This is a genomic window from Streptomyces sp. XD-27 (genome assembly GCF_030553055.1).
Taxonomy (GTDB): Bacteria; Actinomycetota; Actinomycetes; order Streptomycetales; family Streptomycetaceae; genus Streptomyces.
In genome coordinates this window covers 4,144,410-4,163,224 of the sequence record NZ_CP130713.1, presented here as the reverse complement: position 1 = coordinate 4,163,224, position 18,815 = coordinate 4,144,410, and the positions used below count along the sequence as shown (strand labels likewise).

Here is an 18,815-nt window from a genome sequence, read left to right as displayed (position 1 = left end):
ACGAGGCTAACGGTTCCCCCGGCAGGCTGAACAGAGGGGCGCGCTTGTCTTGCGCTTGAGTCTCGTGCTGGTCTTGCGATGATCGGTCGGTGACCCCGACACCTGAGCCACACTCCCACGAGCCCTCCGGCGGCCACCCGCCCGGCCCCCACGGCCACGCGCACGGACACTCCCACGCGCACGCCCACGGCCCCGCCACGCCCGTCTCGGCGCATCTGCGCAAGGTCATCGCGGCGGTGCTGATCCCGTTCACCGCCGCCGTCGTCGCCGGGCTGATCGTGCTGTGGCCGGGCGGCGCCCCCGAGGGGCAGGGCGGCCAGCGCAGCGGACTCGGCTTCGACCAGGACACCGTCTCGGGCAAGGTCGTGAAGATCGAGGAGGTGAAGTGCGCCGATGTGGGCGCCCAGCCGCAGCAGCCGCCCGCGCCCGGGGAGGAGCCGGGGCAGCAGCCGAAGCAGTCGGACGAGCCGTGCGAGCGGACGACCATCGAGGTGACCTCCGGCAAGGACAAGGGGCGCACGTTCGAGGAGATCGTGCGGCCGGACGCGTCCCGCCACTACGACACGGGCCAGAGGGTGAAGCTGGCCTACGCGCCCAAGGCGCCGAAGAACCTCCAGTACTCGGTCAGCGATGTGGACCGCGGCTTCCCGATGGCGCTGCTGGCGGGCCTCTTCGCGCTCGCCGTGGTGGCCGTCGGTCGGCTGCGCGGGGTCTTCGCGCTGGTGGCGCTGGCGATCAGTTTCGGGGTGCTGACGCTGTTCATCCTCCCGGCGATCCTGCAGGGCGACAATCCGCTGCTGGTCGCGGTGGTCGGGGGCAGCGCGATCATGCTGATCGCGCTCTATCTGTGCCATGGGCTGACGGCCCGTACGTCGGTGGCGGTGCTCGGCACCCTCGTGTCACTGCTGCTGATCGGCCTGCTGGGGTCGCTCTTCATCAGCTGGGCGTCGCTGACCGGCAACACCGACGACCAGACGGGCCTGGTGCACGGCCTCTATCCGGACATCGAGATCCGGGGTCTGCTGCTGGCGGGGATCATCATCGGTTCACTGGGTGTGCTGGACGATGTGACGGTGACTCAGACCTCGGCGGTGTGGGAGCTCAAGGACGCGGACCCGACGGCGGGTTGGCGGAAGCTGTACGCGGCCGCCATGCGCATCGGGCGGGACCACATCGCCTCCGTGGTCAACACGCTGGTGCTGGCGTACGCGGGTGCGTCGCTGCCGCTGCTGCTGCTGTTCTCGATCGCGGACAGCGGCGTGGGCACGGTGGCGACCAGCGAGATCATCGCCGAGGAGATCGTCCGGACCCTGGTGGGCAGCATCGGGCTGGTCGCCTCGGTGCCGGTGACCACCGCGCTGGCGGCGCTGGTGGTCACCGCCGACCGCCGGCACCCGGAGGCCGCGCCCGCGGGCCGCGGGCGCCGGCGGCGCGCCAAGCCCCGCGGCTAGCTGCCACCCTCCGTGTGCGCCGGGGGAGTTGGGGCGACCTCGTCACCCCGCGTAACGGTCATGAGCGAGGATACGATTGAGCACCGCGTCCAGATCACCCACCGGATCGACGGCGTCCCGCTCGGCGCCGAACGGCACGAGCCGGTCCGTACGGTCCAGGAACGCCACCAGCGGCGCCGCCCCGACCCGGAACAGCGCGCGTTCGCCGCCGACCTGCAGCCGGATGAAGAGGTCGGACGTGTTCCCGCCGGGGACGGGCGTGATGTGCACATCGCCCTCGCCGGTGGGCCTGCTGAGCCCGTCGAGCAGCAGCTCGCGGGCGAACGCCCAGGTCACAGGGGCATCCCCGGGCAGGTTGAAGGTGATTTCCACGGCGTACGGGTCCTCGCTGTCGTACGCCAGCTCGACCGGGATACGGAAGGACAGGTCCTGGGAGACCACGAAGGACATCGTCACTTCCGCCTGGACTGTGTCGCGCATGTCTCGCATCGTTCGCCGCCCCGAATCGATTGGGAATGGCCGGATCGGACCCAACTGGCCCTCTTGACAACATGGTCCGCCAAGCACTAGCGGATCACAAGGAGTGTGATTTCAGATACTGATAGAGAACGAGAGGGAGCTGATGGCGTGGGGAACTCTGGAGCGTAGGGACTCCATTGCAGGACGGAGTCGTTCCGCTTCCCCGACGGGTACGGAAATGGCCAAGGAGGCCGCCGTGTCCCCTGCCGCGACCGGAAACGCGCCGCAGACCGTGCCCAAGACATACTCCTGCCGTTCGATGACCGGTTGCGAACGGTCTCGGGCGGCCAACCGCCGCCGCAGATCGCTCGCGTTCCGTACCGAGTACGGGGTGAGGGCCTGCACCGGATACCGGGACAGGTGGTCCTCACGGTCCCGTTCGTCGAGCTGCGCCAGCAGGCACTGCCCGATGGCGTGCGCGTGCGCGGTGCTCCGGAAGTCGGCCCACTCCTCGACGGCCGGGGACTCCGGTCTGTCCGCGATCGCGACGACCTCCACCTCACCTTCCCGGTAGACCGAGAAGTACACGGCGACCCCCACCTCGTCGCCGAGCCGGGCCAGGGCCGCGCCGACCTCGGCGCGCTGCCGCGCCCGAGCGCCCGCGCCGCCGAGTCGCTCGACCGCCTCGCCGAGCACGAACACACCGCCCTCGCGGCTCAGATACCCCTCATAGGTGAGGGTGCGGAGCAGGTGGTACGCGGTGGGCAGCGGCAGTCCCGCCGCCCGGGCGAGCTGCTTCGCGGGCGCGCCACCCGGGTGCCTTCCGACGGCTTCCAGGAGGTGCAGCGCACGCTGCACCGACGTGATGAGGGTGGGTTCGGAGACCGCACCCGCCTTCTCTGTCGCCAACAGGCACCCCCGGGGTGTGTTTGCGAGGCGACGCCGGAGGGGGCGCCGGAGACTCGCACTTTAACCGGAGTAATGCCTTCAGGCCGAGGATGGGTGCGCGATGTCCCTCCCGCGGTGTACGCGCAGGTGGGGCGCTGCTTACGATTACCAGTCACCTCGGGACGAAGACGATGAAGAGGTGAATTTCCGTACGGCATAGATCAAACCGCCGACCAGTGCCACCAGGAGCAGCAGCCGGAAGGCCAGCCACGCCACGAAGCCGAGCACCGTGACGATCAGCCCTCCGAAGACCGCGAGGACGAGGACCGGAATCGCGATCCACGTCACCCACCACGGCAACCCCTGGAACACGTTCTTCGCTGCCATCGCCGGTCCCTTCACTGTGCTGTCCATGCACTTTCGATGCTAGGTCGCGCAGGCGCTCCAAGCCCCTCTCCCGTCCCCCGTCCTCCCCTGACCGGTCCCCTACGGGTCGGCGGCCACCGGCCTCGGCTTTCCGGCGGAGGCATCGGCTTTCCGGTGGAGACCTCAGCCTTCCGGCGGAGGCCTCAGCTCTCCGGCGGCGAGAAGACCACCACGACCCGCAGGTCCTCGCTGATGTGATGGAACTTGTGCGGGACCCCGGCCGGCACATAGACCACGCTGCCACGCGCCACGTGCGTCGTCTCCATCCCCACCGTGATCGAGGCCCGGCCGCTGACCACCAGGTACACCTCGTCCTGGGCGTGCGGCCGCTGCGGGTCCGTGCCGCCCGCGTCCAGCGCGTACAGCCCCACCGACATGTTCCGCTCCCGCAGGAACTGCAGATACGCGCCGTCGTTGGCGGCGCGCTCCGCCTCCAGCTCATCCAGTCGGAACACCTTCATCGCTCACTGCCCCTTGCTCGGCCGGTCCGGTCTGCCACGATCTCAGCATGAGGAATTTCGTAGTCAAGACGCTCGCGAACGCCGGCGCCCTGGGCGTGGCCATCTGGTTGCTCAAAGACGTCACGCTGACCGGGAACATAGGCCGCAAGGCACTGACGCTGGTGCTGGTCACCCTGCTCTTCGGGGTGGTCAACGTCGTCGTCAAGCCTGTGGTGAAGCTGCTGGCGCTGCCGCTGTTCGTACTGACCCTCGGCCTGATCACGCTGGTCATCAACGCGCTGATGCTGCTGCTGACCTCCAAGCTGGCCGGCGAGTTCGACCTCACCTTCCATGTCGAGGGCTTCGGCACCGCGGTGGTCGGCGGCCTGATCATCGCCGTCGTGTCCTGGGCGCTGAACGTGGTCCTGCCCGACGACGATGACTGACCGCCCGCGGGTCGCGACCGGCAGGGGCCGACGCCCGACCGGCCGCGGGTCCCACGTCGTGGACGGACGGCCGGGGATCCCGCGGCCGTGGACGATGATGGGCTCATGAGCCCGTCGCCCTACCGTGTCTGCTTCGTGTGCACCGGCAACATATGCCGCTCCCCGATGGCCGAGTCCGTCCTCCGTGCCCGCGCCGAGGAGGCCGGGCTCGGCGGCCGGGTGGAGATCGACAGCGCGGGCACCGGCGGCTGGCACGAGGGCTACGGCGCCGACCACCGCACCATCGCCGTCCTCACCGAGCGCGGTTACGAGCAGGCGCATGTCGCCCGGGGCTTCCGGCGCGAGTGGTTCGACCGGCTCGACCTGGTGATCGCGCTCGACGGCGGCCACCTCCGCGAGCTGCGCCGCCTCGCCCCCACACCGCGGGACGCGGCCAAGGTGCGGCTGCTGCGCTCCTACGATCCGGCCGCCGCCGCGGCGGGCGATCTCGACGTACCGGACCCGTACTACGGCGGGCCGGACGACTTCCAGGCGTGCATGGAGATGGTCGAGGCGGCGAGCGAGGGGCTGCTGACGGCCGTCCGCGAGGCGATCGGCGCGAGGGAAGCCGAGAGCGCGTGATCGAGCGGGCAGAGCGGGCGTGAGCGGCGCGAGTGAGCGGAGCGGGAGTGAGCGGCGCGAGTGAGCGGAGAAGGACGCATGGCCATCGGTGACGGAACCCGCGCGGTGCGGGCCGGGCTGCCCGAGCCCCGGACGTACGAGCCCGCCCTGCCCGGCCCCGTCTTCGCCGCGCACTACCACCTGCACGGCGACGCCGACCTGGCCGGCGGCCCCGGCACGTACGGCCGGGACACCAACCCCACCTGGACGCTGCTGGAACGGGCGGTCAGCGAGCTGGAAGCCCCCGGCGCGGACGCCGAGACCGTGGTCTTCTCCTCCGGCATGGGCGCCATCTCCGCGGTCCTGTTCTCCCAGCTCCGCCAGGGCGACGCGGTGGTCCTGCCCGACGACGGCTACAACCTCCTCGTCCCGCTCCGGACCCGGCTGGAGGGGTACGGCGTCGAGGTGCGCACGGCGCCCACCGCCGGGGACGCCCAGCTCGGAGTGGTCGCGGGCGCCCGGCTGCTGTGGATCGAGTCGCCCTCCAACCCCGGCCTCGACGTGTGCGACATCCGCCGCCTCGCCGCCGCCGCGCACGCCGAAGGCGCCCTCGTCGCCGTCGACAACACCCTGGCCACCCCGCTCGGCCAGCGCCCCCTGGAACTCGGCGCGGACTTCGCGGTGGCCAGCGGCACCAAGGCGCTCACCGGCCACGGGGACGTCCTGCTCGGCTACGCCACCGCCCGCGATCCGCGACGGGCCGCCGAGATCAGGGCCTGGCGCAAGACCGTCGGCGCGATCCCCGGCCCCATGGAGGCGTGGCTGGCGCACCGTTCGCTGGCCACCCTCCCGTTGCGGGTCGACCGGCAGGCCGCCACCGCGCTGGCGCTGGCCGAGGCGCTGGGCGAACGCCCCGAGATCAGCGGGCTGCGCCACCCCGGGCTGCCGACCGATCCGGCGCACGCGACGGCGGCGGCGCAGATGCGCGGCGGCCGGTTCGGCTGCGTGGTGTCCTTCGCCCTCCCGGACCAGGCGCACGCGGAACGCTTCCTGGGCGCGCTGCGACTGGTGGACGACGCGACGAGCTTCGGCGGCGTGCGCTCCACGGCGGAGCGGCGGGCCCGGTGGGGCGGTGACGCGGTTCCGGCCGGCTTCATCCGCTTCTCGGTGGGTGTGGAGGACCCGGACGACCTGATCGCGGACGTCGTACGGGCACTGGACGAGGCGGCGGCGGACGGGGCGGCGCAGGGCGGGTCGGCGCGGGACGGGGCGGCGCGGGACGGGGCGTAGAACCGGCGCGTACGGCGCCCCGGCGCACGGCTCTCCGGCATGCGGCGCGGGCACATGCCCGTGGCCGACCGGGTGGGCGTCTTGAACCTCCCCCCTCGTGGCTCAAGACGCCCTGGTTTCCGGCGCACCAGGAACCGTTCGATAAAGGCTAGTTGACTCTGCGTCATTGTCCAATCACGGTAGGGGCATGGGCCTATCGGCATATTTATGGCTGGCATGCGACCACGCCGCGGCGTTCCGAGGGGAACGGGATGGATCTATCCCTCTTGCGCACGTTTGTCACGGTGCACCGGGCCGGGTCCTTCACCCGCGCCGCCGCCCTCCTCGGACTCTCCCAGCCCGCCGTGACCGCCCAGATCCGCACCCTGGAGCGGCAGGTGGGCCGCCCGCTGTTCCTGCGCCAGGCCCGCGGCGTCGTCCCCACCACCGTCGGCGACGAACTCGCCCACAAGGTCGCCCCGCATCTCGACGCGCTGCTGGAGATCACCGAGGCCCGGTTCGACGACCGCTCCGCGCCGCGCACCCTGCATCTCGCCGGGCCCCCGGAGTTCCTCGCGCAGCGGGTCCTGCCCGCGCTCACCCCGCTGACCGCCCAGGGGCTGGCCGTACGGACCGTCTTCGGCGGCTCCGACGAGCTGTTCGCGGGCATGTCCGCCGGACACCACGACCTGGCCGTCACCGCCTCCCGGCCGCGCGGCAGGCTGCTGACGGCCACCGCGCTGTGCGACGAGGAGCACGTGCTCGTCGGGGCGCCGCGCTGGGCCGCCCGGCTCGGCGGCCCGGCCGCCCTGCGGATGCGCGGCGCGCCGGCGCTGACGGGGCTGCCCGTCGTGGACGTCCACGAGAGCCTGCCGTTCGTCAGCCAGTACTGGTCCGCCGTCTTCGACGCGCCGCCGACCGCCCCGGCGACCGTCGTCGTCCCCGACCTTCGCGCGGTGCTGGGCTGCGTGGCCGCCGGGGCGGGGCTCGGCGTACTGCCCCGCTATCTGTGCGCGGACGCGCTGGACGCCGGGCGGGTCCTCGCGCTGCTGGATCCGCCGGTGCCGCCGCTGCGCACGTACTTCCTGGTGGTACGCACCGGAGCGCTGGCCCTGCCGCACCTCGCGCGGGCGCACGAGTGGCTGCTGCGCGCTGCGGTCGACTGGTGAGACGGGCGCGTGCGATGGTTTCACGCCACGCCGCGTGCGGCAGATGTCACGTATGACCGAACGACCTGTGGTCAAGCGCACCGCTCGCGCCATCCTGCTGGACGGCGACATCGAGCCGGAGATGATCCTGATCAAGCGCACCAAGCCCGGCGAGGAACCGTACTGGATCACGCCGGGCGGCGGCGTGGAGCCCGAGGACGCCACGGTCGTCGACGCGCTGCACCGCGAGGTCGACGAGGAGCTGGGCGCCAAGGTCAGCCACATCGTCCCCGCCTTCGTCGACACCGTCTCGCACAGCCTCCACCACGCCGCCCATGGCGTGAAAGTGCAGCACTTCTTCGTCTGCCGGCTGGACTCGATGGACCTCTCGCGGCGGCACGGCCCGGAGGTGGACGAGCCCTGCGGGGAGTACGACGTGGTACGGATCCCCTTCACCCGCAAGGGAATCGCGTCGGTGGAGATGGTGCCGCCATCGCTGCGGGCGTACCTCGACGCCAACCTGGAGGGCGTGCTGGCACTGCTCGCGGAGGACTTCGGCTGAGGAGCGCCACGGAGGAGGTCGCCGGAACAGCCGCCCGGCCTAGCCGAACCAACCGCTGAACGGCTCCCCGCCCGCCCCCGACGCCCGCTGCCGCGCCCGGGCCAGCACCCGTTCCGCCTCCCGGCGCCACTGGTCGGGGTCGACTCCCTCCACCGCCGCGGCACCATGGCGGCCGCGCGCCGGCGCCCGCCGCGGGGCGCGGTCGCCCGCCCCCGCCGCCGCGCCGAAGAAGTCCCCGCCCTTGCGCCGGACATCGTCCGTGCCCCAGTCCCGCTCGCGGTCGGCACCGCGTGGCTGCGGCGGCACCTTCGCCAGATGCGGGATGTGCTTGGCGCAGTGGATGTACGCCTCCTCCACGCTCACCTCCACCCACACCACGGCGCGTCGGCCGGGCACCGGGTCGACCGGCAGACCGGGGCGGGCCGCGCGCATCTCCGCGTCGGACAGCACCCGGGCCCGGCCGTTGAGGTGCAGGCCGATGCGGTCCCGGAAGAAGTCGATCATGAGGATGCCCACACGGGGGTTCTCCTCGATGTTGCCGAGGCTCGCGAGCACGCCGTTGCCGCGGTACTCGGGATACGCGACCGTACGGGCGTCGAAGACCTGGACGAAGCCGGGCGGACCGGCGCGGAACGTACTGTCGCACTCGCCGTGCCGGTCCGCGGTCGCCAGGAAGAACATCTCCTGTCGCGCCGCGAACTCCCGCATCCGCGGGTTGAGGTGGTCCAGCACCTGGTCGTCGTAGAACCGGTCGGCGCGCTCGGCCGTGCCGAACCGCAGTTGCAGCACGTGCTCGCCGTCGCTTCCCGGGCGGTGACCGGCCGCCACCGTGGCGAACGGCGCCGCCTCCCTCGCGGGCGGTACCGCCGGTGCCGTGGCGGGTGCCGGCGGCGCGGTGGGGGGTACCGGCGGTGGAGTGGCGGGTGCCGGGGGCGCGGTGGGGAGTGCCGGCGGTGGAGTGGCAGGCACTGGCGGTGCCGTGGCGGGCGCCTTCGCCGTCGTGACCGCCCATGTCGGCGTGCGCTCGTGGTCTTTCACAGTCCCTGTCCTGCCTAGTCGCCGGCCGCGACCAGCTCTTCGATGGAGTCGTGGCGGATGCGCTGCGGCGGAATGCCCACGCCCATCAGCGCGTCCACGCCACTGCGGATCATTCCGGGCGGACCGGACAGATACCCGTCGTAGCTGCTCCAGGGCCCGTATTGGCGCACGGCGTCCGGAAGTTGACCGCTCAGCCCGCTGGTCGGCCCGTCCGAGACCACGGGGCGCACCGAGAGCCAGGGGTGCGACCGCGCCAGGCCCAGCATGGTGTCGATGTCGTACAGGTCATGGTCGCTGCGGGCCCCGTAGAAGACCTCGACGGGTCGGGTCCGGCCGTGCTCGGCGACGTCCTCCACCAGCGCCTTGATCGGGGCGATGCCGGTGCCGCCGCCGAGGCAGAGCAGTCCGTTGTCGCTGCTGTGGTCGACGGTCATCGACCCCGCCGGCGGCCCGAGCCGGATGACGTCCCCGGGGCGGGCCCGGTGCACCAGCGCGCTGGAGACCCACCCCGCCGGTACGGCCTTGACGTGGAAGGACAGCAGCCCGTCCGCGCGGGGCGCGGACGCGAAGGAGTAGTGCCGCCACACGCGCGGCCACCACGGGGTCTCCACGCTCGTGTACTGCCCGGCCAGGAACGGATACGGCTGGTCCGGGCGGACGGTCACCACGGCGATGTCGGAGGTGCGCGACTCGTGCGACACCACCTCGGCCTGCCACCAGGCGGGGGCCCGCAGCTCGTCCTCGGCGGCCGCGTCGATCATGATCTGCGAGATGGCGGTGTACGCGCGGACCCAGGCCGCCTCGGTCTCCGCGTCCCAGCTCTCGGTGGCGTACCGGGTGAGCGCGCCGATCAGGCACTCGCCGACGGCCGGGTAGTGATCGGGCACGGTGCCGTACTTGCGGTGGCCGCGGCCGAGGTTGGCCAGGTACGCGGTCAGGGTCTCGGCGTCGTCCACGTGCTTGGCGGCGGTGAGCAGCGCCTTGAACAGCCGGTCGCGCTGGGTGTCCATCGAGGCCGGGAACAGGGCCCGCAGGTCGGGGTGCTGGACGAACAGCAGCGCGTAGAAGTACGAGGTGACCTTGTCGGCCACGGGCTCGATCTCCGCCATGGTGCGCCGGATGAGTATCGCGTCGGGCGACCCGCTCTCGGCGGGCTTGGGCGCGGAGGCCGGGGCGGGAGCCGGGGCGGGAGCCAGGGAAGGGGCTGGAGAGGGCGCCGGCTCGCGCCGAGGTTCTGGCTGCGGATCGGGCTCTGGCTGCGGCTGCGGCTGCGGCTGCGGCTGCGGATCAAACGCGGACGCGTTCGCCACGGGCGCCTGGCGGACGGGGACGGGGACGGGGCCCTGCCGGTCCTGCCGGTCCTGGCGGTCGTGACCCTTCTGGCGGTCGTGACCGTCCGGCTGGCCATCCGGCTGGTCCTGCCGCGTACGTATCGGCTCCTGAGCGGAACGCGTGACCTCGGGGTCCTGCCGTACGGAATCCCTTCGTACGGGCGGGTCCTGCCGCAGCGGGGTGAAGACGGCGGCCTGCGGCGCGGGAGCCTGCGACGGGGCCTGCGCGGAAGAAGCCTGCGGCGCCGGTGAGGAATCCCCCGGTACCGGCGCGGGTGCCGGGTCCCGCCGCGTACGCGCCGAGTCCTCCCCCGTACGCGCCGAGTCCTCCGGCGCACGCGGCGCCGCCGGTGGCTCCGGCTCCGTACGCACCGGTGCCGGTGCCGGTGCCGGAGTGGCGACGTTCCGGGCGACGCCCGGCTCGCGCCCGGGTTCGCGCCCCGGTTCGGCGGGCCGCTGGTGCTCCTCCCGGTACAGGACCGAGCGCGGCGGCGCCTCGCGGTAGAGCGCGGAGATCGGCGAGGTGTCGGGTCCGGGCGGGGCAGATGCGACAAACGGAGCGGATGCGGCAGACGCGGCAGACGCAGCGGATGCGGCCGTTCCGGCCGCGGTCGGTCTCGGTTCCTGCGGGGCCGGGCGGCGGTCCGCCGCCTGCCCCACGGGCCGTATCCGGCTCACCGGGCGGCTGGGGGTGGTGTCTTCGGCATCCGGCGTGCGGGGGCGGGCCTCCGCCGGATCGGCGGCACCCTTCCTGCTCGGGGTGAACCAGCCCCAGTCGCCGCTGTTTCCGCCTGAGTCGCCGCTTTCGGCAGACGACGTGGGGGTCGGAGCGTCCATGGTTGCCTCGCCTCGAACATCTTTCTGTCGGTCTTCGCACTTCCGGAAGTGGAATGTGCCCCCGTTTCCCCGCTCTGGTCCCGTCTGTTCCCCCGGCATCGGTGCGGTCCCCTACCGCGCCGTGTCCGTGCAGCATGCCATCCGTTACGGCCGCAACGGACAAATTGCCGGAAGTCCACGTAACGAGAGCCCGGTTCCCGTTAGTCTTGGTCGGCCCGACGCGGCTCCACGCCAGCCTCGCGCACGGAACCGGACCCGACCCTACCCGGCGCCGCGATATACACAAGCCCCAAGTCCCATGGCTTCCTTACTCCCGACATTGCCGGTAATTACCTGCGGTTACCGACCAATTCGTAAGCCTCTCGGAGATCTTTCCCCGTATAGGCGAACGAGGCGATTCCCCGCACATGGTGATCGGCGTTGACCGCCACGGACATCGGGAGCGCGGCGAACAGTTCCGCGTCCGACATGGAATCGCCGTACGCCACGCAGTCGTCTCGCGTCAGCCCGAATGTCGCGCAGAGTTCGTCGGCGATCCGTACCTTCGCGGCCGGGTCGAGAATCCCGGCCGGATCCACCGGTTCACGGAACGGGACCGACGGCCAGCGGGAGCCGTGCGCCGCGTCCGCGCCCCAGTCCAGCAGCCGTTCGACGAAGAAACCGGGCGACAGCGAGATCACCGCGCACCGCTCCCCGCGCTCGCGGATGTCCGCCCAGACCTCGCGGATGCCCGCCAGCCACGGAGCCTGCTCGAACGCGGCCGCCACCTGCGCGTCGGTAAGGTCCGCCCACAGCTCGCACGCCCGTATCGCGAACTGACTCGGATACAGCCCACCGCCCGCGAAAAGCCGCTCCAACTCGGCGATCTCCCGCTCCACACCGAGTTGGCGCGAGATCTCGACAGCGGCCGCCGAACCGTGGATCAGCGTGCCGTCGAGGTCGAACAGATGCAGTCTCGTCATGCGGCCGAGCGTAGAGGTACTCGATATCGCGTACGCGGGGATACTCCCGCCGTCAGACGCGGCCGGGCGGGCCCGGCGGGACCGTTGAGGGCATGCAGCTGAAACGTCCCGTCCGCAGGTCCCTCCTCGTCGCCCATGTCGCCGTCTCGGTCGGCTGGCTCGGGCTCTCCCTCAGTCTGCTCGCCCTCGGCATCGCGGGAGTGGCGACGCGGTCCCCGGACACGGCGGCGGCCGCCTATCGCGCGATGCGGATCTTCGCCGACTGGCTCCTGCTCCCGATCGCGGGGCTGACGCTGGTCAGCGGGCTGGTGCTGGCGCTGGGCACGCCCTGGGGGCTGACCCGGCACCGCTGGGTGTGGGCCAAGTTCTGGCTGACCCTCGCCGCGGCCGCCGCATCGGCCTTCGCGCTCCGCCCCGAAATCGACGCGGCGGCCGACGAGGTGGACCGGCTCGCGGCCGGCGAGGCGGTGACGGGCGCCGCGGACCTGGTGGTCGCGCCGTCGGTGGCCACGGCGGTGTACGCGTTCATCACCGCCGTCTCCGTCCTCAAGCCGTGGGGGCCGACCCGGCGGGGGCGCCGGCTGCGCTCGGCCGGGGCGCGGCAGTCGGCGACCCGACCGAAGACGGCGGGCTGACCTGGACCGCCGTGCGCCGCTCCAGGCGGGTCGCGAAGACCGCGACGCCGAGCGCCGAGAGGGTCATCAGCGCGCCCACCCAGTTCACCGCCGTGTAGCCGAGTCCGGCCGAGATGACGATCCCGCCGAGCCACGCGGCCAGCGCGTTACCGAAGTTGAAGGCCGCGATGTTGCCCGCGGAGGCGAGGGTCGGCGCGGCCGCGGCCTGGTCCATGACGCGCTTCTGCAGCGGCGGCACGGTCGCGAAGCCGAAGGCGCCGACCAGCGCGATGGTCACGACCGCGGCGGCCTTGTTGTGGGCGGTGAAGGTGAACAGGCCGAGCGTGACGGCGAGTCCGCCGAGCGAGGCGTACAGCATCGGCATCGGATTGCGGTCGGCCAGCCGTCCGGAGAGCAGGTTGCCGCCGACCATGCCGAGGCCGAAGACGGCCGTCACCCAGGTGACGGAGGACGACGCGAACCCGGTGACCTCGGTCATCATCGAGGCGAGGTAGGTGACGGCCGCGAAGACCCCGCCGAAGCCGAGGACGGTCATCAGCATGGCGAGGCCGACCTGCGGGTTGCGGAAGACGGCCAGCTCGCGGCCGAGCCGGGCGGCGGCGCGCTCGCGCTGCGCCGGGACGAGCCGGGCGACCCCGACGAGGCCGACGACGCCGAGCACGGAGATGGCCAGGAAGGTGGCGCGCCAGCTGACCTGCTGGCCGAGCCAGGTGCCCGCGGGCACGCCCACGACGTTGGCGACGGTCAGGCCGGTGAACATGGTCGCGATGGCCGTGGCCCGCTTCTCGGGCGCGACCAGGTCGGCGGCGACGATCGCGCCGATGCCGAAGAACGCGCCGTGCGTGAAGGCGGCGACGATCCGTCCGGCGAGCAGCAGCCCGAAGGCGGGGGCCGCGGCCGTGAGCGCGTTGCCCGCGATGAAGACGCCCATCAGCAGGAGGAGCATCTGCTTGCGGGTCAGCCGGGTGCCGAGCGCGGTCATCAGCGGCGCGCCGAGGACGACGCCGAGCGCGTAGAGCGTGGTGGCGTACCCGGCCAGGGGGATGGAGACGTCGTAGTCGGCCGCGATCTCGGGCAGCAGGCCCATGATCACGAATTCGGTGGTGCCGATCCCGAAGGCGCCGATGGCGAGCGCCAGGAGGGCGAGAGGCATGTCGGTATCCCTCGAATTTATTGCATGGGGAGATTGAATGCGTAGACAATACTTGCAGACGCCTGATAGTTGCAAGCGCTGGCAATTGCACGCTGCTCTATCCTGGGTGGCGACGCGCCCCGGGCCCCGTTCGCGGCGGCCCCGAACGGCACCGCGCCGTTCACGGCGGCTCCGAGCGGCACCGCGGGGTGGCACGACCGAAGGAGGGGCCATGCCGAAGACGCCGGACGACCGCAGCGGGAAGAACCCCCGGCCCTCGCCCGGGGCTGGTGCGCCCTGTCGTCCTTGCACGGCCGGATCGAGACGCACGTGGAGCGCGCCCTGCAGGCCGGCCACGGGCTGAGCGTCCGCGAGTTCTCCGTCCTCGACGTGCTCAGCTATCAGCACGACGGCGACGGCGGGCACCTCCAGATGCACCAGCTCGCGGACGCCGTCGTCCTCAGCCAGTCCGCCACGACGCGCCTGGTGGGGCGGCTCGAGGACCGCGGCCTGCTGTCCCGGTACATCTGCCCCACCGACCGGCGCGGCATCTACACCGACGTGAGCGAGGCGGGCCTGAAGCTGCTGGCGGAGGCCCGTCCGACCAACGAGACGGCGGTGCGCGAAGCGCTGGCGGAGGCGGCGAAGCGGCCGGAGCTGGCACCGCTGGTCGCCGCCGTCGAGGCGTTGGAGAACCCCGCGTAAGGCGACGGTGCGGCGCGGCCTGCGGTTACGCTCCCGATCATGAGCGACTTGGAGATACGCCCCGCCATGCCCGACGACATCCCCGCCATCGTGGCGCTGCTCGCCGACGATCCGCTCGGCGCGCGGCGCGAGTCCCCGGATGATCTGACCCCGTACCGCACCGCCTTCGACCGGCTGGCGACCGATCCGAACCAGCACCTCGTGGTCGCGGTCCGCGACGGCCGTACGGTCGGCACGCTCCAGCTCACCGTGATCGCCGGCCTGTCCCGGCGCGGCGCCACCCGGTCGCTCATCGAGGCCGTCCGGGTCCACGCCGACGAGCGCGGCAACGGGCTGGGCAGCCAGTTGATCGAGTGGGCCGTGGACACGTCGCGCCGCGAGGGCTGCGCGCTGGTTCAGCTCACCTCGGACGCGACCCGGACCGACGCCCACCGCTTCTACGAGCGACTCGGCTTCGAGTCCTCCCACATCGGCTTCAAGCGCACGCTTTCTTGAACCCTGGTTCTTGTCCCGGTTCGTGAACTCCGGTTCTTGCTTGAACTCTGCTTCTTGAATGCCGGTTCTTGAATGCCGGTTCTTGAACCCGGCGGGGGTCAGGCCGAGCCGCGGGCCCGTCTGCGGTGCGCCTTCTGGCGGCACGCGGCACCGCAGAACCGCGGTGGACGGCCGGTCGGGGCAGGGGAGAGCGGACCCGCGCAGGTCTCACACAGCCAGACCGTCATTTCGTTACGCCCGCCACCGGGCATTCCGTTACGACCAGCCGCAGCGGCGCGACGTTTCGTCACGGTGGCCTTCGGAGCCGGAAGAGCGGCCACCGGCCCCGTCCCCGGGGCCCGCAGCCCGTCGCAGAGGATCCCCACCGCCCGCCCGGTACCTCCGGCGGCCGACCGGTGCCGCTCCATGGCGAGAGCTCCCACCAACAGAGCCCGCACATCCGCCAGATCCGCGTCCTGCCGTACCTCGCCTGCTTCCTGAGCCCTCGTCAGCAGCACCTCCAACGCCTGGGCGAAACCCGCGGTGGTCTCGCGCCCTGACGTCACGGGCTCCTCCGCGGCCGCCGCGAACACATCCCGAAGCGCCTTGTCGTCCGATGCCCGTGCCACAACTCCCTTAATGAAGAGGAAGAATGCCGCTCCGGCATCCTTCGCGTCAGCCAACCGCACGGCCTCCTCGGTGAATTGCCGAATGCCGCCTTCGACGACCGCCCTGAACAGCAGTTCCTTGGACGGGAAATGACGGTAGACCGTGCCTGCGCCGACGCCCGCCCGGCGCGCGATCTCGCCCAGAGGCACCGTCAGGCCCTGGGCGCTGAAAGCCGATTGGGCAGCCTCGAGCACCCGGGCCCGGTTGCGCCGTGCGTCGGCCCGCAGCGTCTCGTTCTCCTCGGTCACTGCGCGCCTCCTTGGCGGAGCAGCCGCAACCGGGTCGGGTGCTCCGCATCATCCAAGCGGGTCGGGAGTTCCGATTCTAGTCGCCGGAGCCGCGCAAAAGGAGCGCCGTGTCAGACGCCGCGCCAGCCGTCCGGATCGACACCGCCCGGGACGGCGTCCCCCGGCTCGTACGGCAGCCGCGTGAAAACGAACGTCCCCACGTCGAGATGGCTGACCGACCCGTCCTCCCCGGTGACCGCGCGCAGCGTCTCGCCCGCGTAGTAGCCGTCGAGACCGGTCCAGGTGCCGCCCCCCTCCGCCCGGAACCGCGCACCGCGCCCCAGCTCGCCGACCGGGCCCAGCTCCAGCGCGCGGTCGGCGCCCAGCCGCAGATGGAAGGCGGTCGCGCCCCAGTACCAGACGCCGGTCAGCGCCAGCAGCGCCGGATCGACGCTGGTCAGCGGCCGCCACGGCTCAGGGATGCGCGGCTCGCGGTCCGCCACGATGCCCACCAGCTCGGCCGCGATCGCGCTGATCGGCAGGCCCATCGTGGCGTTGGCCAGGGCGATCCCACCGAGCCGGTCGGCCGGGCTCACCCACAAGGCGGCCATGAAGCCCGGCATGGTGCCCACGTGCCCGTACAGGAACCGCACGCCCCCGCCGACCAGCTGGCAGCCGAGCCCGTAGCCCAGCGACCAGTCCCCGTTCTCTTCCGGCGCGACGGCGGGCGCGCGCATCTCGGCGAGCGTCCCGGCCGCCAGCACCCGCTCGTCGCCGTCCAGCAGGAACGTGGCGAAGCGGCCGAGGTCCTCGGCGGTCGACCACAGCTGCCCGGCCGGACCCATCAGCCCGGTGTCCACGGCGGGTTCCGGCAGCAGGACGTCCGCGTACGGATGGACCGCCCAGCCGCCGGCATGCGGAGCGTGCGGTTCCAGGGACGTACGGGCCATCCCCAGCGGCACCAGCACCTCGCGCCGCAGCACCTCGCCCCACGGCGCGCCGCGCAGCCGCTCCACCAGCGCGCCGAGCAGCGCGTACCCGGGGTTGGAGTAGTGGTGCCGGCGGCCCGCCGGCTGGCACCCGGGGCGTTCTCCGAACAGGTCGGCAGGCTCCGGGCGCAACTCCCCCGGCGTCCGCTCCCACCAGGGACCGCGCGCCTCGGCGGCCAGACCGGAGGTGTGGGAGAGGAGCTGGGCGATGGTGGCGTCCTGGGCCTCGGCGGGGTACGCGAGGTCGCCGAGGTGCTTGCCGAGCGGGTCGGCGAGGTCCAGCAGGCCCTCGTCGCGCAGCCGCATCACCAGCACGGCCACGAACGTCTTGGTCAGCGAGCCGATGCGGTACTGGGTGTCGCCGTCCGGCCCGTGCCCGTCCACACAGGTCCGCGAACCGGTCCACACGGTCCGCCCGTCCCGTACCACCGCGCCCACCAGAGAGGGCGTACGGCCCTCGGCCTGGGCGACGGCGATGCGGTGCAGCAGGGCGCGGCGGGTGGCGGGCAGCAGGTCGGCGAATTCACCGGACTCGTCAAGAGGCGTCATGTGCGCACCATATGCGCCCACGCGCCACCGTCCGACCGGAATTTCCGCCGTGCTGCCGAGCGTTGGCGCCTACGGCGGCGGCCGGACCGACCGGGCCCGCCACAGTGGGCCGGACCGAACCCGCCCCGGCCCCGGCGCAGTGGGCCGGACCGAACCCGCCCGGGGCCCCGGCCCCGGCGCAGGCGCCGCTCCACGCTCGCTCCTGCTCACTCCCAGGGCTGCACGCCCGCGATCTGCCGGGTGGTGACGTTGATGCGGTTGAACATGTTGGTCATGCCGATGGTGAGGACGATGGCCGACAGCTCCTCCTTGCTGTAGTGCTTGGCGGCCTCGTCCCACAGCGCGTCCGGCACCGGGTCCGGCTTGTCGGCGAGCCGGGTGGCGGCCTCGGCGAGCGCGAGCACGGCGCGTTCGGCGTCGGAGAAGTACGGCGTGTCCCGCCAGGCCGACAGCGCGAACCGCTGCTCGTCGCTCACCCCCGCCTTCCCGGCGCTGCGCGCGTCCCCGTCCACGCAGACGCTGCATCCGTTGATCTGGCTCACGCGCAGCTGGATCAACTGGAGCGTCGTCTCCGCGACGCCGCCCTTCCTGGTGACCTTCGACAGGTTCAGCAGAACCTTCATGGCCTCAGGAATGATCACGGCCGGGTTCTCCATACGCGACTGCATGGCTGCTCTCCTCAAGCGTCGGTGTCGATCTCGTCTTTCACTGCACTGACGGATCCCGACACGGAAATGTGACCGCCTGCGGCGGCCGGTATTCGGCTGGAGGGACTCGCCCCGCGCCATGCGGCACTGCGATGGCCCGGCCCCGCCCGAGGGCTGCCTGTCCGTGCCCGGTGAGAGCGGCTCGCTGCCTCCGCCGCAGTCACCACGCTCGTCGGTCCCGCCTCAGCCCGCGACGTGATCGGTGCTGTACCCCGCGGTACATGAACAGCGTCGTTGTCGCCCCGCCGTCAGGATCGGGCCGAGTGGTCGTTGTTGGATGAGCGTGGGGCGGTCAGGGTGGCCAGGTAGTCGTCCAGGAGCTCGACCTGCCGCTGCGGCGCGAACGCTGCCGGGTCGAACAGGGCCTGGACCACCAGGCCGAGGGTGAAGGACTGGGCGCCGGCTGCGATGTGCGCGGGATTGCCGGGGAGGAGTTCGCCGAGTTCCTGGGCTGCGGCCACCCGGTCGCGCAGCTTGTCACGGCTTTCGGCGTACTTGCGGGCGTAGTCGGCACTCAGTTCGCCGTCGGAGAGCGCGGCATCCCAGGAGGAGACCCAGATTCGGTTGCTGTCGGCGGCCTCGGGGGTCAGCGGCAGGATGTCCATCAGCGCGTGCCTCAGGGCGATCAGCCCTTTGCCCGCGGGCCGGCGCGGGCGGGCGATGGTCCGCTGTTCGAGCAGGTCGAGGGCGTACGCGACGAGGGCGCGTTTGGTGGGGAAGTAGTGCGTGAGCAGGCCGGTGGTCGCGCCGAGCTCGGCAGCGACGGCGCGCAGAGTAAGGCCGGCGAAGCCGCGTGTGGCCATGACCTGCCAGACCGCTTCGGAGACGTCGCGTCGGCGGGCCTCGTGATCCCCCTTGGTGCGTGGCATGC

General features: G+C 72.1%; 21 protein-coding genes. 9 read left to right on the top strand and 12 right to left on the bottom strand.

Going from position 1 to position 18,815, the window contains the following annotated elements; all coding sequences use genetic code 11:
- Nucleotides 1–89: 89 nt before the first annotated feature.
- Nucleotides 90–1,451, top strand: a complete 1,362-nt coding sequence (locus Q3Y56_RS17950) for a YibE/F family protein (protein WP_304462922.1) — start codon at nt 90–92, stop codon at nt 1,449–1,451.
- Between the two features lie 42 nt (nt 1,452–1,493).
- Here the strand turns inward: Q3Y56_RS17950 and Q3Y56_RS17945 are convergent, their stop codons facing one another.
- From Q3Y56_RS17945 to Q3Y56_RS17930, 4 genes are all read right to left on the bottom strand, one after another.
- Nucleotides 1,494–1,931, bottom strand: a complete 438-nt coding sequence (locus Q3Y56_RS17945) for an SsgA family sporulation/cell division regulator (protein ID WP_304462921.1) — start codon at nt 1,929–1,931, stop codon at nt 1,494–1,496.
- A 111-nt stretch (nt 1,932–2,042) separates the two neighbouring features.
- Entirely contained in the window at nt 2,043–2,819 is a 777-nt protein-coding gene (locus Q3Y56_RS17940) for an IclR family transcriptional regulator (protein WP_304462920.1), read from the bottom strand.
- A gap of 144 nt (nt 2,820–2,963) precedes the next feature.
- Nucleotides 2,964–3,185, bottom strand: a complete 222-nt coding sequence (locus tag Q3Y56_RS17935) for a DUF5326 family protein (RefSeq protein WP_304465664.1) — start codon at nt 3,183–3,185, stop codon at nt 2,964–2,966.
- Nucleotides 3,186–3,367: 182 nt separating this feature from the next.
- A complete protein-coding gene (locus Q3Y56_RS17930) occupies nt 3,368–3,685 on the bottom strand; it encodes a cupin domain-containing protein (protein WP_304462919.1) in 318 nt (105 codons plus the stop codon).
- Between the two features lie 47 nt (nt 3,686–3,732).
- On the opposite strand from Q3Y56_RS17930, the gene Q3Y56_RS17925 reads away from it, so the two are divergent.
- From Q3Y56_RS17925 to Q3Y56_RS17905, 5 genes are all read left to right on the top strand, one after another.
- Nucleotides 3,733–4,110, top strand: a complete 378-nt coding sequence (locus Q3Y56_RS17925) for a phage holin family protein (protein ID WP_304462918.1) — start codon at nt 3,733–3,735, stop codon at nt 4,108–4,110.
- Between the two features lie 105 nt (nt 4,111–4,215).
- Nucleotides 4,216–4,731: a low molecular weight protein-tyrosine-phosphatase gene (locus tag Q3Y56_RS17920; RefSeq protein WP_304462917.1), complete on the top strand. Its 516-nt coding sequence runs from the start codon at nt 4,216–4,218 to the stop codon at nt 4,729–4,731.
- A gap of 78 nt (nt 4,732–4,809) precedes the next feature.
- Entirely contained in the window at nt 4,810–6,000 is a 1,191-nt protein-coding gene (locus Q3Y56_RS17915) for a cystathionine gamma-lyase (RefSeq protein ID WP_304462916.1), read from the top strand.
- A 251-nt stretch (nt 6,001–6,251) separates the two neighbouring features.
- The gene (locus Q3Y56_RS17910; RefSeq protein ID WP_304462915.1) at nt 6,252–7,148 is read left to right on the top strand and encodes a LysR family transcriptional regulator; all 897 of its coding nucleotides are present in this window, start codon (nt 6,252–6,254) and stop codon (nt 7,146–7,148) included.
- 52 nt (nt 7,149–7,200) lie between these two features.
- Nucleotides 7,201–7,689 carry an NUDIX domain-containing protein gene (locus Q3Y56_RS17905; RefSeq protein ID WP_304462914.1) on the top strand — a complete coding sequence of 163 codons (489 nt, stop codon included), beginning with the start codon at nt 7,201–7,203 and terminating at the stop codon, nt 7,687–7,689.
- Nucleotides 7,690–7,728: 39 nt separating this feature from the next.
- Here the strand turns inward: Q3Y56_RS17905 and Q3Y56_RS17900 are convergent, their stop codons facing one another.
- The 3 genes from Q3Y56_RS17900 to Q3Y56_RS17890 all read right to left on the bottom strand — a co-directional run bounded on the left by Q3Y56_RS17900 (nt 7,729) and on the right by Q3Y56_RS17890 (nt 11,857).
- A complete protein-coding gene (locus Q3Y56_RS17900; RefSeq protein WP_304465663.1) occupies nt 7,729–8,475 on the bottom strand; it encodes a pyridoxamine 5'-phosphate oxidase family protein in 747 nt (248 codons plus the stop codon).
- Between the two features lie 266 nt (nt 8,476–8,741).
- On the bottom strand, nt 8,742–10,574 hold the full coding sequence (locus tag Q3Y56_RS17895; protein ID WP_304465662.1) for a globin domain-containing protein: 1,833 nt from the start codon (nt 10,572–10,574) through the stop codon (nt 8,742–8,744).
- A gap of 650 nt (nt 10,575–11,224) precedes the next feature.
- Nucleotides 11,225–11,857, bottom strand: a complete 633-nt coding sequence (locus Q3Y56_RS17890; RefSeq protein ID WP_304462913.1) for an HAD family phosphatase — start codon at nt 11,855–11,857, stop codon at nt 11,225–11,227.
- A 92-nt stretch (nt 11,858–11,949) separates the two neighbouring features.
- Between Q3Y56_RS17890 and Q3Y56_RS17885 the strand changes: the two genes are divergently transcribed.
- Nucleotides 11,950–12,492 (top strand): DUF2269 domain-containing protein, encoded by a 543-nt coding sequence (locus Q3Y56_RS17885; protein WP_304462912.1) that lies wholly within the window; start codon nt 11,950–11,952, stop codon nt 12,490–12,492.
- Here Q3Y56_RS17885 and Q3Y56_RS17880 read toward each other — a convergent pair.
- Nucleotides 12,404–13,645: an MFS transporter gene (locus Q3Y56_RS17880; protein WP_304462911.1), complete on the bottom strand. Its 1,242-nt coding sequence runs from the start codon at nt 13,643–13,645 to the stop codon at nt 12,404–12,406. The genes Q3Y56_RS17885 and Q3Y56_RS17880 overlap by 89 nt on opposite strands.
- A 285-nt stretch (nt 13,646–13,930) precedes the next feature.
- Between Q3Y56_RS17880 and Q3Y56_RS17875 the strand changes: the two genes are divergently transcribed.
- Together Q3Y56_RS17875 and Q3Y56_RS17870 are read left to right on the top strand one after the other, a co-directional pair.
- On the top strand, nt 13,931–14,329 hold the full coding sequence (locus Q3Y56_RS17875; RefSeq protein ID WP_304462910.1) for a MarR family winged helix-turn-helix transcriptional regulator: 399 nt from the start codon (nt 13,931–13,933) through the stop codon (nt 14,327–14,329).
- Between the two features lie 39 nt (nt 14,330–14,368).
- Nucleotides 14,369–14,824 carry a GNAT family N-acetyltransferase gene (locus Q3Y56_RS17870; protein ID WP_304462909.1) on the top strand — a complete coding sequence of 152 codons (456 nt, stop codon included), beginning with the start codon at nt 14,369–14,371 and terminating at the stop codon, nt 14,822–14,824.
- Nucleotides 14,825–14,922: 98 nt separating this feature from the next.
- Here the strand turns inward: Q3Y56_RS17870 and Q3Y56_RS17865 are convergent, their stop codons facing one another.
- The 4 genes from Q3Y56_RS17865 to Q3Y56_RS17850 form a co-directional block, all read right to left on the bottom strand.
- The gene (locus Q3Y56_RS17865) at nt 14,923–15,720 is read right to left on the bottom strand and encodes a TetR/AcrR family transcriptional regulator (protein ID WP_304462908.1); all 798 of its coding nucleotides are present in this window, start codon (nt 15,718–15,720) and stop codon (nt 14,923–14,925) included.
- Nucleotides 15,721–15,830: 110 nt separating this feature from the next.
- Nucleotides 15,831–17,237 carry a serine hydrolase gene (locus Q3Y56_RS17860; RefSeq protein WP_304462907.1) on the bottom strand — a complete coding sequence of 469 codons (1,407 nt, stop codon included), beginning with the start codon at nt 17,235–17,237 and terminating at the stop codon, nt 15,831–15,833.
- Nucleotides 17,238–17,443: 206 nt separating this feature from the next.
- Nucleotides 17,444–17,905 carry a carboxymuconolactone decarboxylase family protein gene (locus tag Q3Y56_RS17855; protein ID WP_304462906.1) on the bottom strand — a complete coding sequence of 154 codons (462 nt, stop codon included), beginning with the start codon at nt 17,903–17,905 and terminating at the stop codon, nt 17,444–17,446.
- Nucleotides 17,906–18,192: 287 nt separating this feature from the next.
- Nucleotides 18,193–18,813, bottom strand: coding sequence for a TetR/AcrR family transcriptional regulator (locus tag Q3Y56_RS17850; protein ID WP_304462905.1), 621 nt, complete (start codon nt 18,811–18,813; stop codon nt 18,193–18,195).
- Nucleotides 18,814–18,815 lie beyond the last annotated feature (2 nt).

Bases quoted from the DNA above. Each gene is read 5' to 3' on its own strand.
- Q3Y56_RS17945 (WP_304462921.1), bottom strand. From the start codon at position 1,931: ATGCGCGACACAGTCCAGGCGGAAGTGACGATGTCCTTCGTGGTCTCC.
- Q3Y56_RS17935 (WP_304465664.1), bottom strand. From the start codon at position 3,185: ATGGCAGCGAAGAACGTGTTCCAGGGGTTGCCGTGGTGGGTGACGTGG.
- Q3Y56_RS17930 (WP_304462919.1), bottom strand. From the start codon at position 3,685: ATGAAGGTGTTCCGACTGGATGAGCTGGAGGCGGAGCGCGCCGCCAAC.
- Q3Y56_RS17925 (WP_304462918.1), top strand. From the start codon at position 3,733: ATGAGGAATTTCGTAGTCAAGACGCTCGCGAACGCCGGCGCCCTGGGC.
- Q3Y56_RS17920 (WP_304462917.1), top strand. From the start codon at position 4,216: ATGAGCCCGTCGCCCTACCGTGTCTGCTTCGTGTGCACCGGCAACATA.
- Q3Y56_RS17915 (WP_304462916.1), top strand. From the start codon at position 4,810: ATGGCCATCGGTGACGGAACCCGCGCGGTGCGGGCCGGGCTGCCCGAG.
- Q3Y56_RS17910 (WP_304462915.1), top strand. From the start codon at position 6,252: ATGGATCTATCCCTCTTGCGCACGTTTGTCACGGTGCACCGGGCCGGG.
- Q3Y56_RS17905 (WP_304462914.1), top strand. From the start codon at position 7,201: ATGACCGAACGACCTGTGGTCAAGCGCACCGCTCGCGCCATCCTGCTG.
- Q3Y56_RS17890 (WP_304462913.1), bottom strand. From the start codon at position 11,857: ATGACGAGACTGCATCTGTTCGACCTCGACGGCACGCTGATCCACGGT.
- Q3Y56_RS17885 (WP_304462912.1), top strand. From the start codon at position 11,950: ATGCAGCTGAAACGTCCCGTCCGCAGGTCCCTCCTCGTCGCCCATGTC.
- Q3Y56_RS17880 (WP_304462911.1), bottom strand. From the start codon at position 13,645: ATGCCTCTCGCCCTCCTGGCGCTCGCCATCGGCGCCTTCGGGATCGGC.
- Q3Y56_RS17870 (WP_304462909.1), top strand. From the start codon at position 14,369: ATGAGCGACTTGGAGATACGCCCCGCCATGCCCGACGACATCCCCGCC.
- Q3Y56_RS17860 (WP_304462907.1), bottom strand. From the start codon at position 17,237: ATGACGCCTCTTGACGAGTCCGGTGAATTCGCCGACCTGCTGCCCGCC.
- Q3Y56_RS17855 (WP_304462906.1), bottom strand. From the start codon at position 17,905: ATGCAGTCGCGTATGGAGAACCCGGCCGTGATCATTCCTGAGGCCATG.
- Q3Y56_RS17850 (WP_304462905.1), bottom strand. From the start codon at position 18,813: ATGCCACGCACCAAGGGGGATCACGAGGCCCGCCGACGCGACGTCTCC.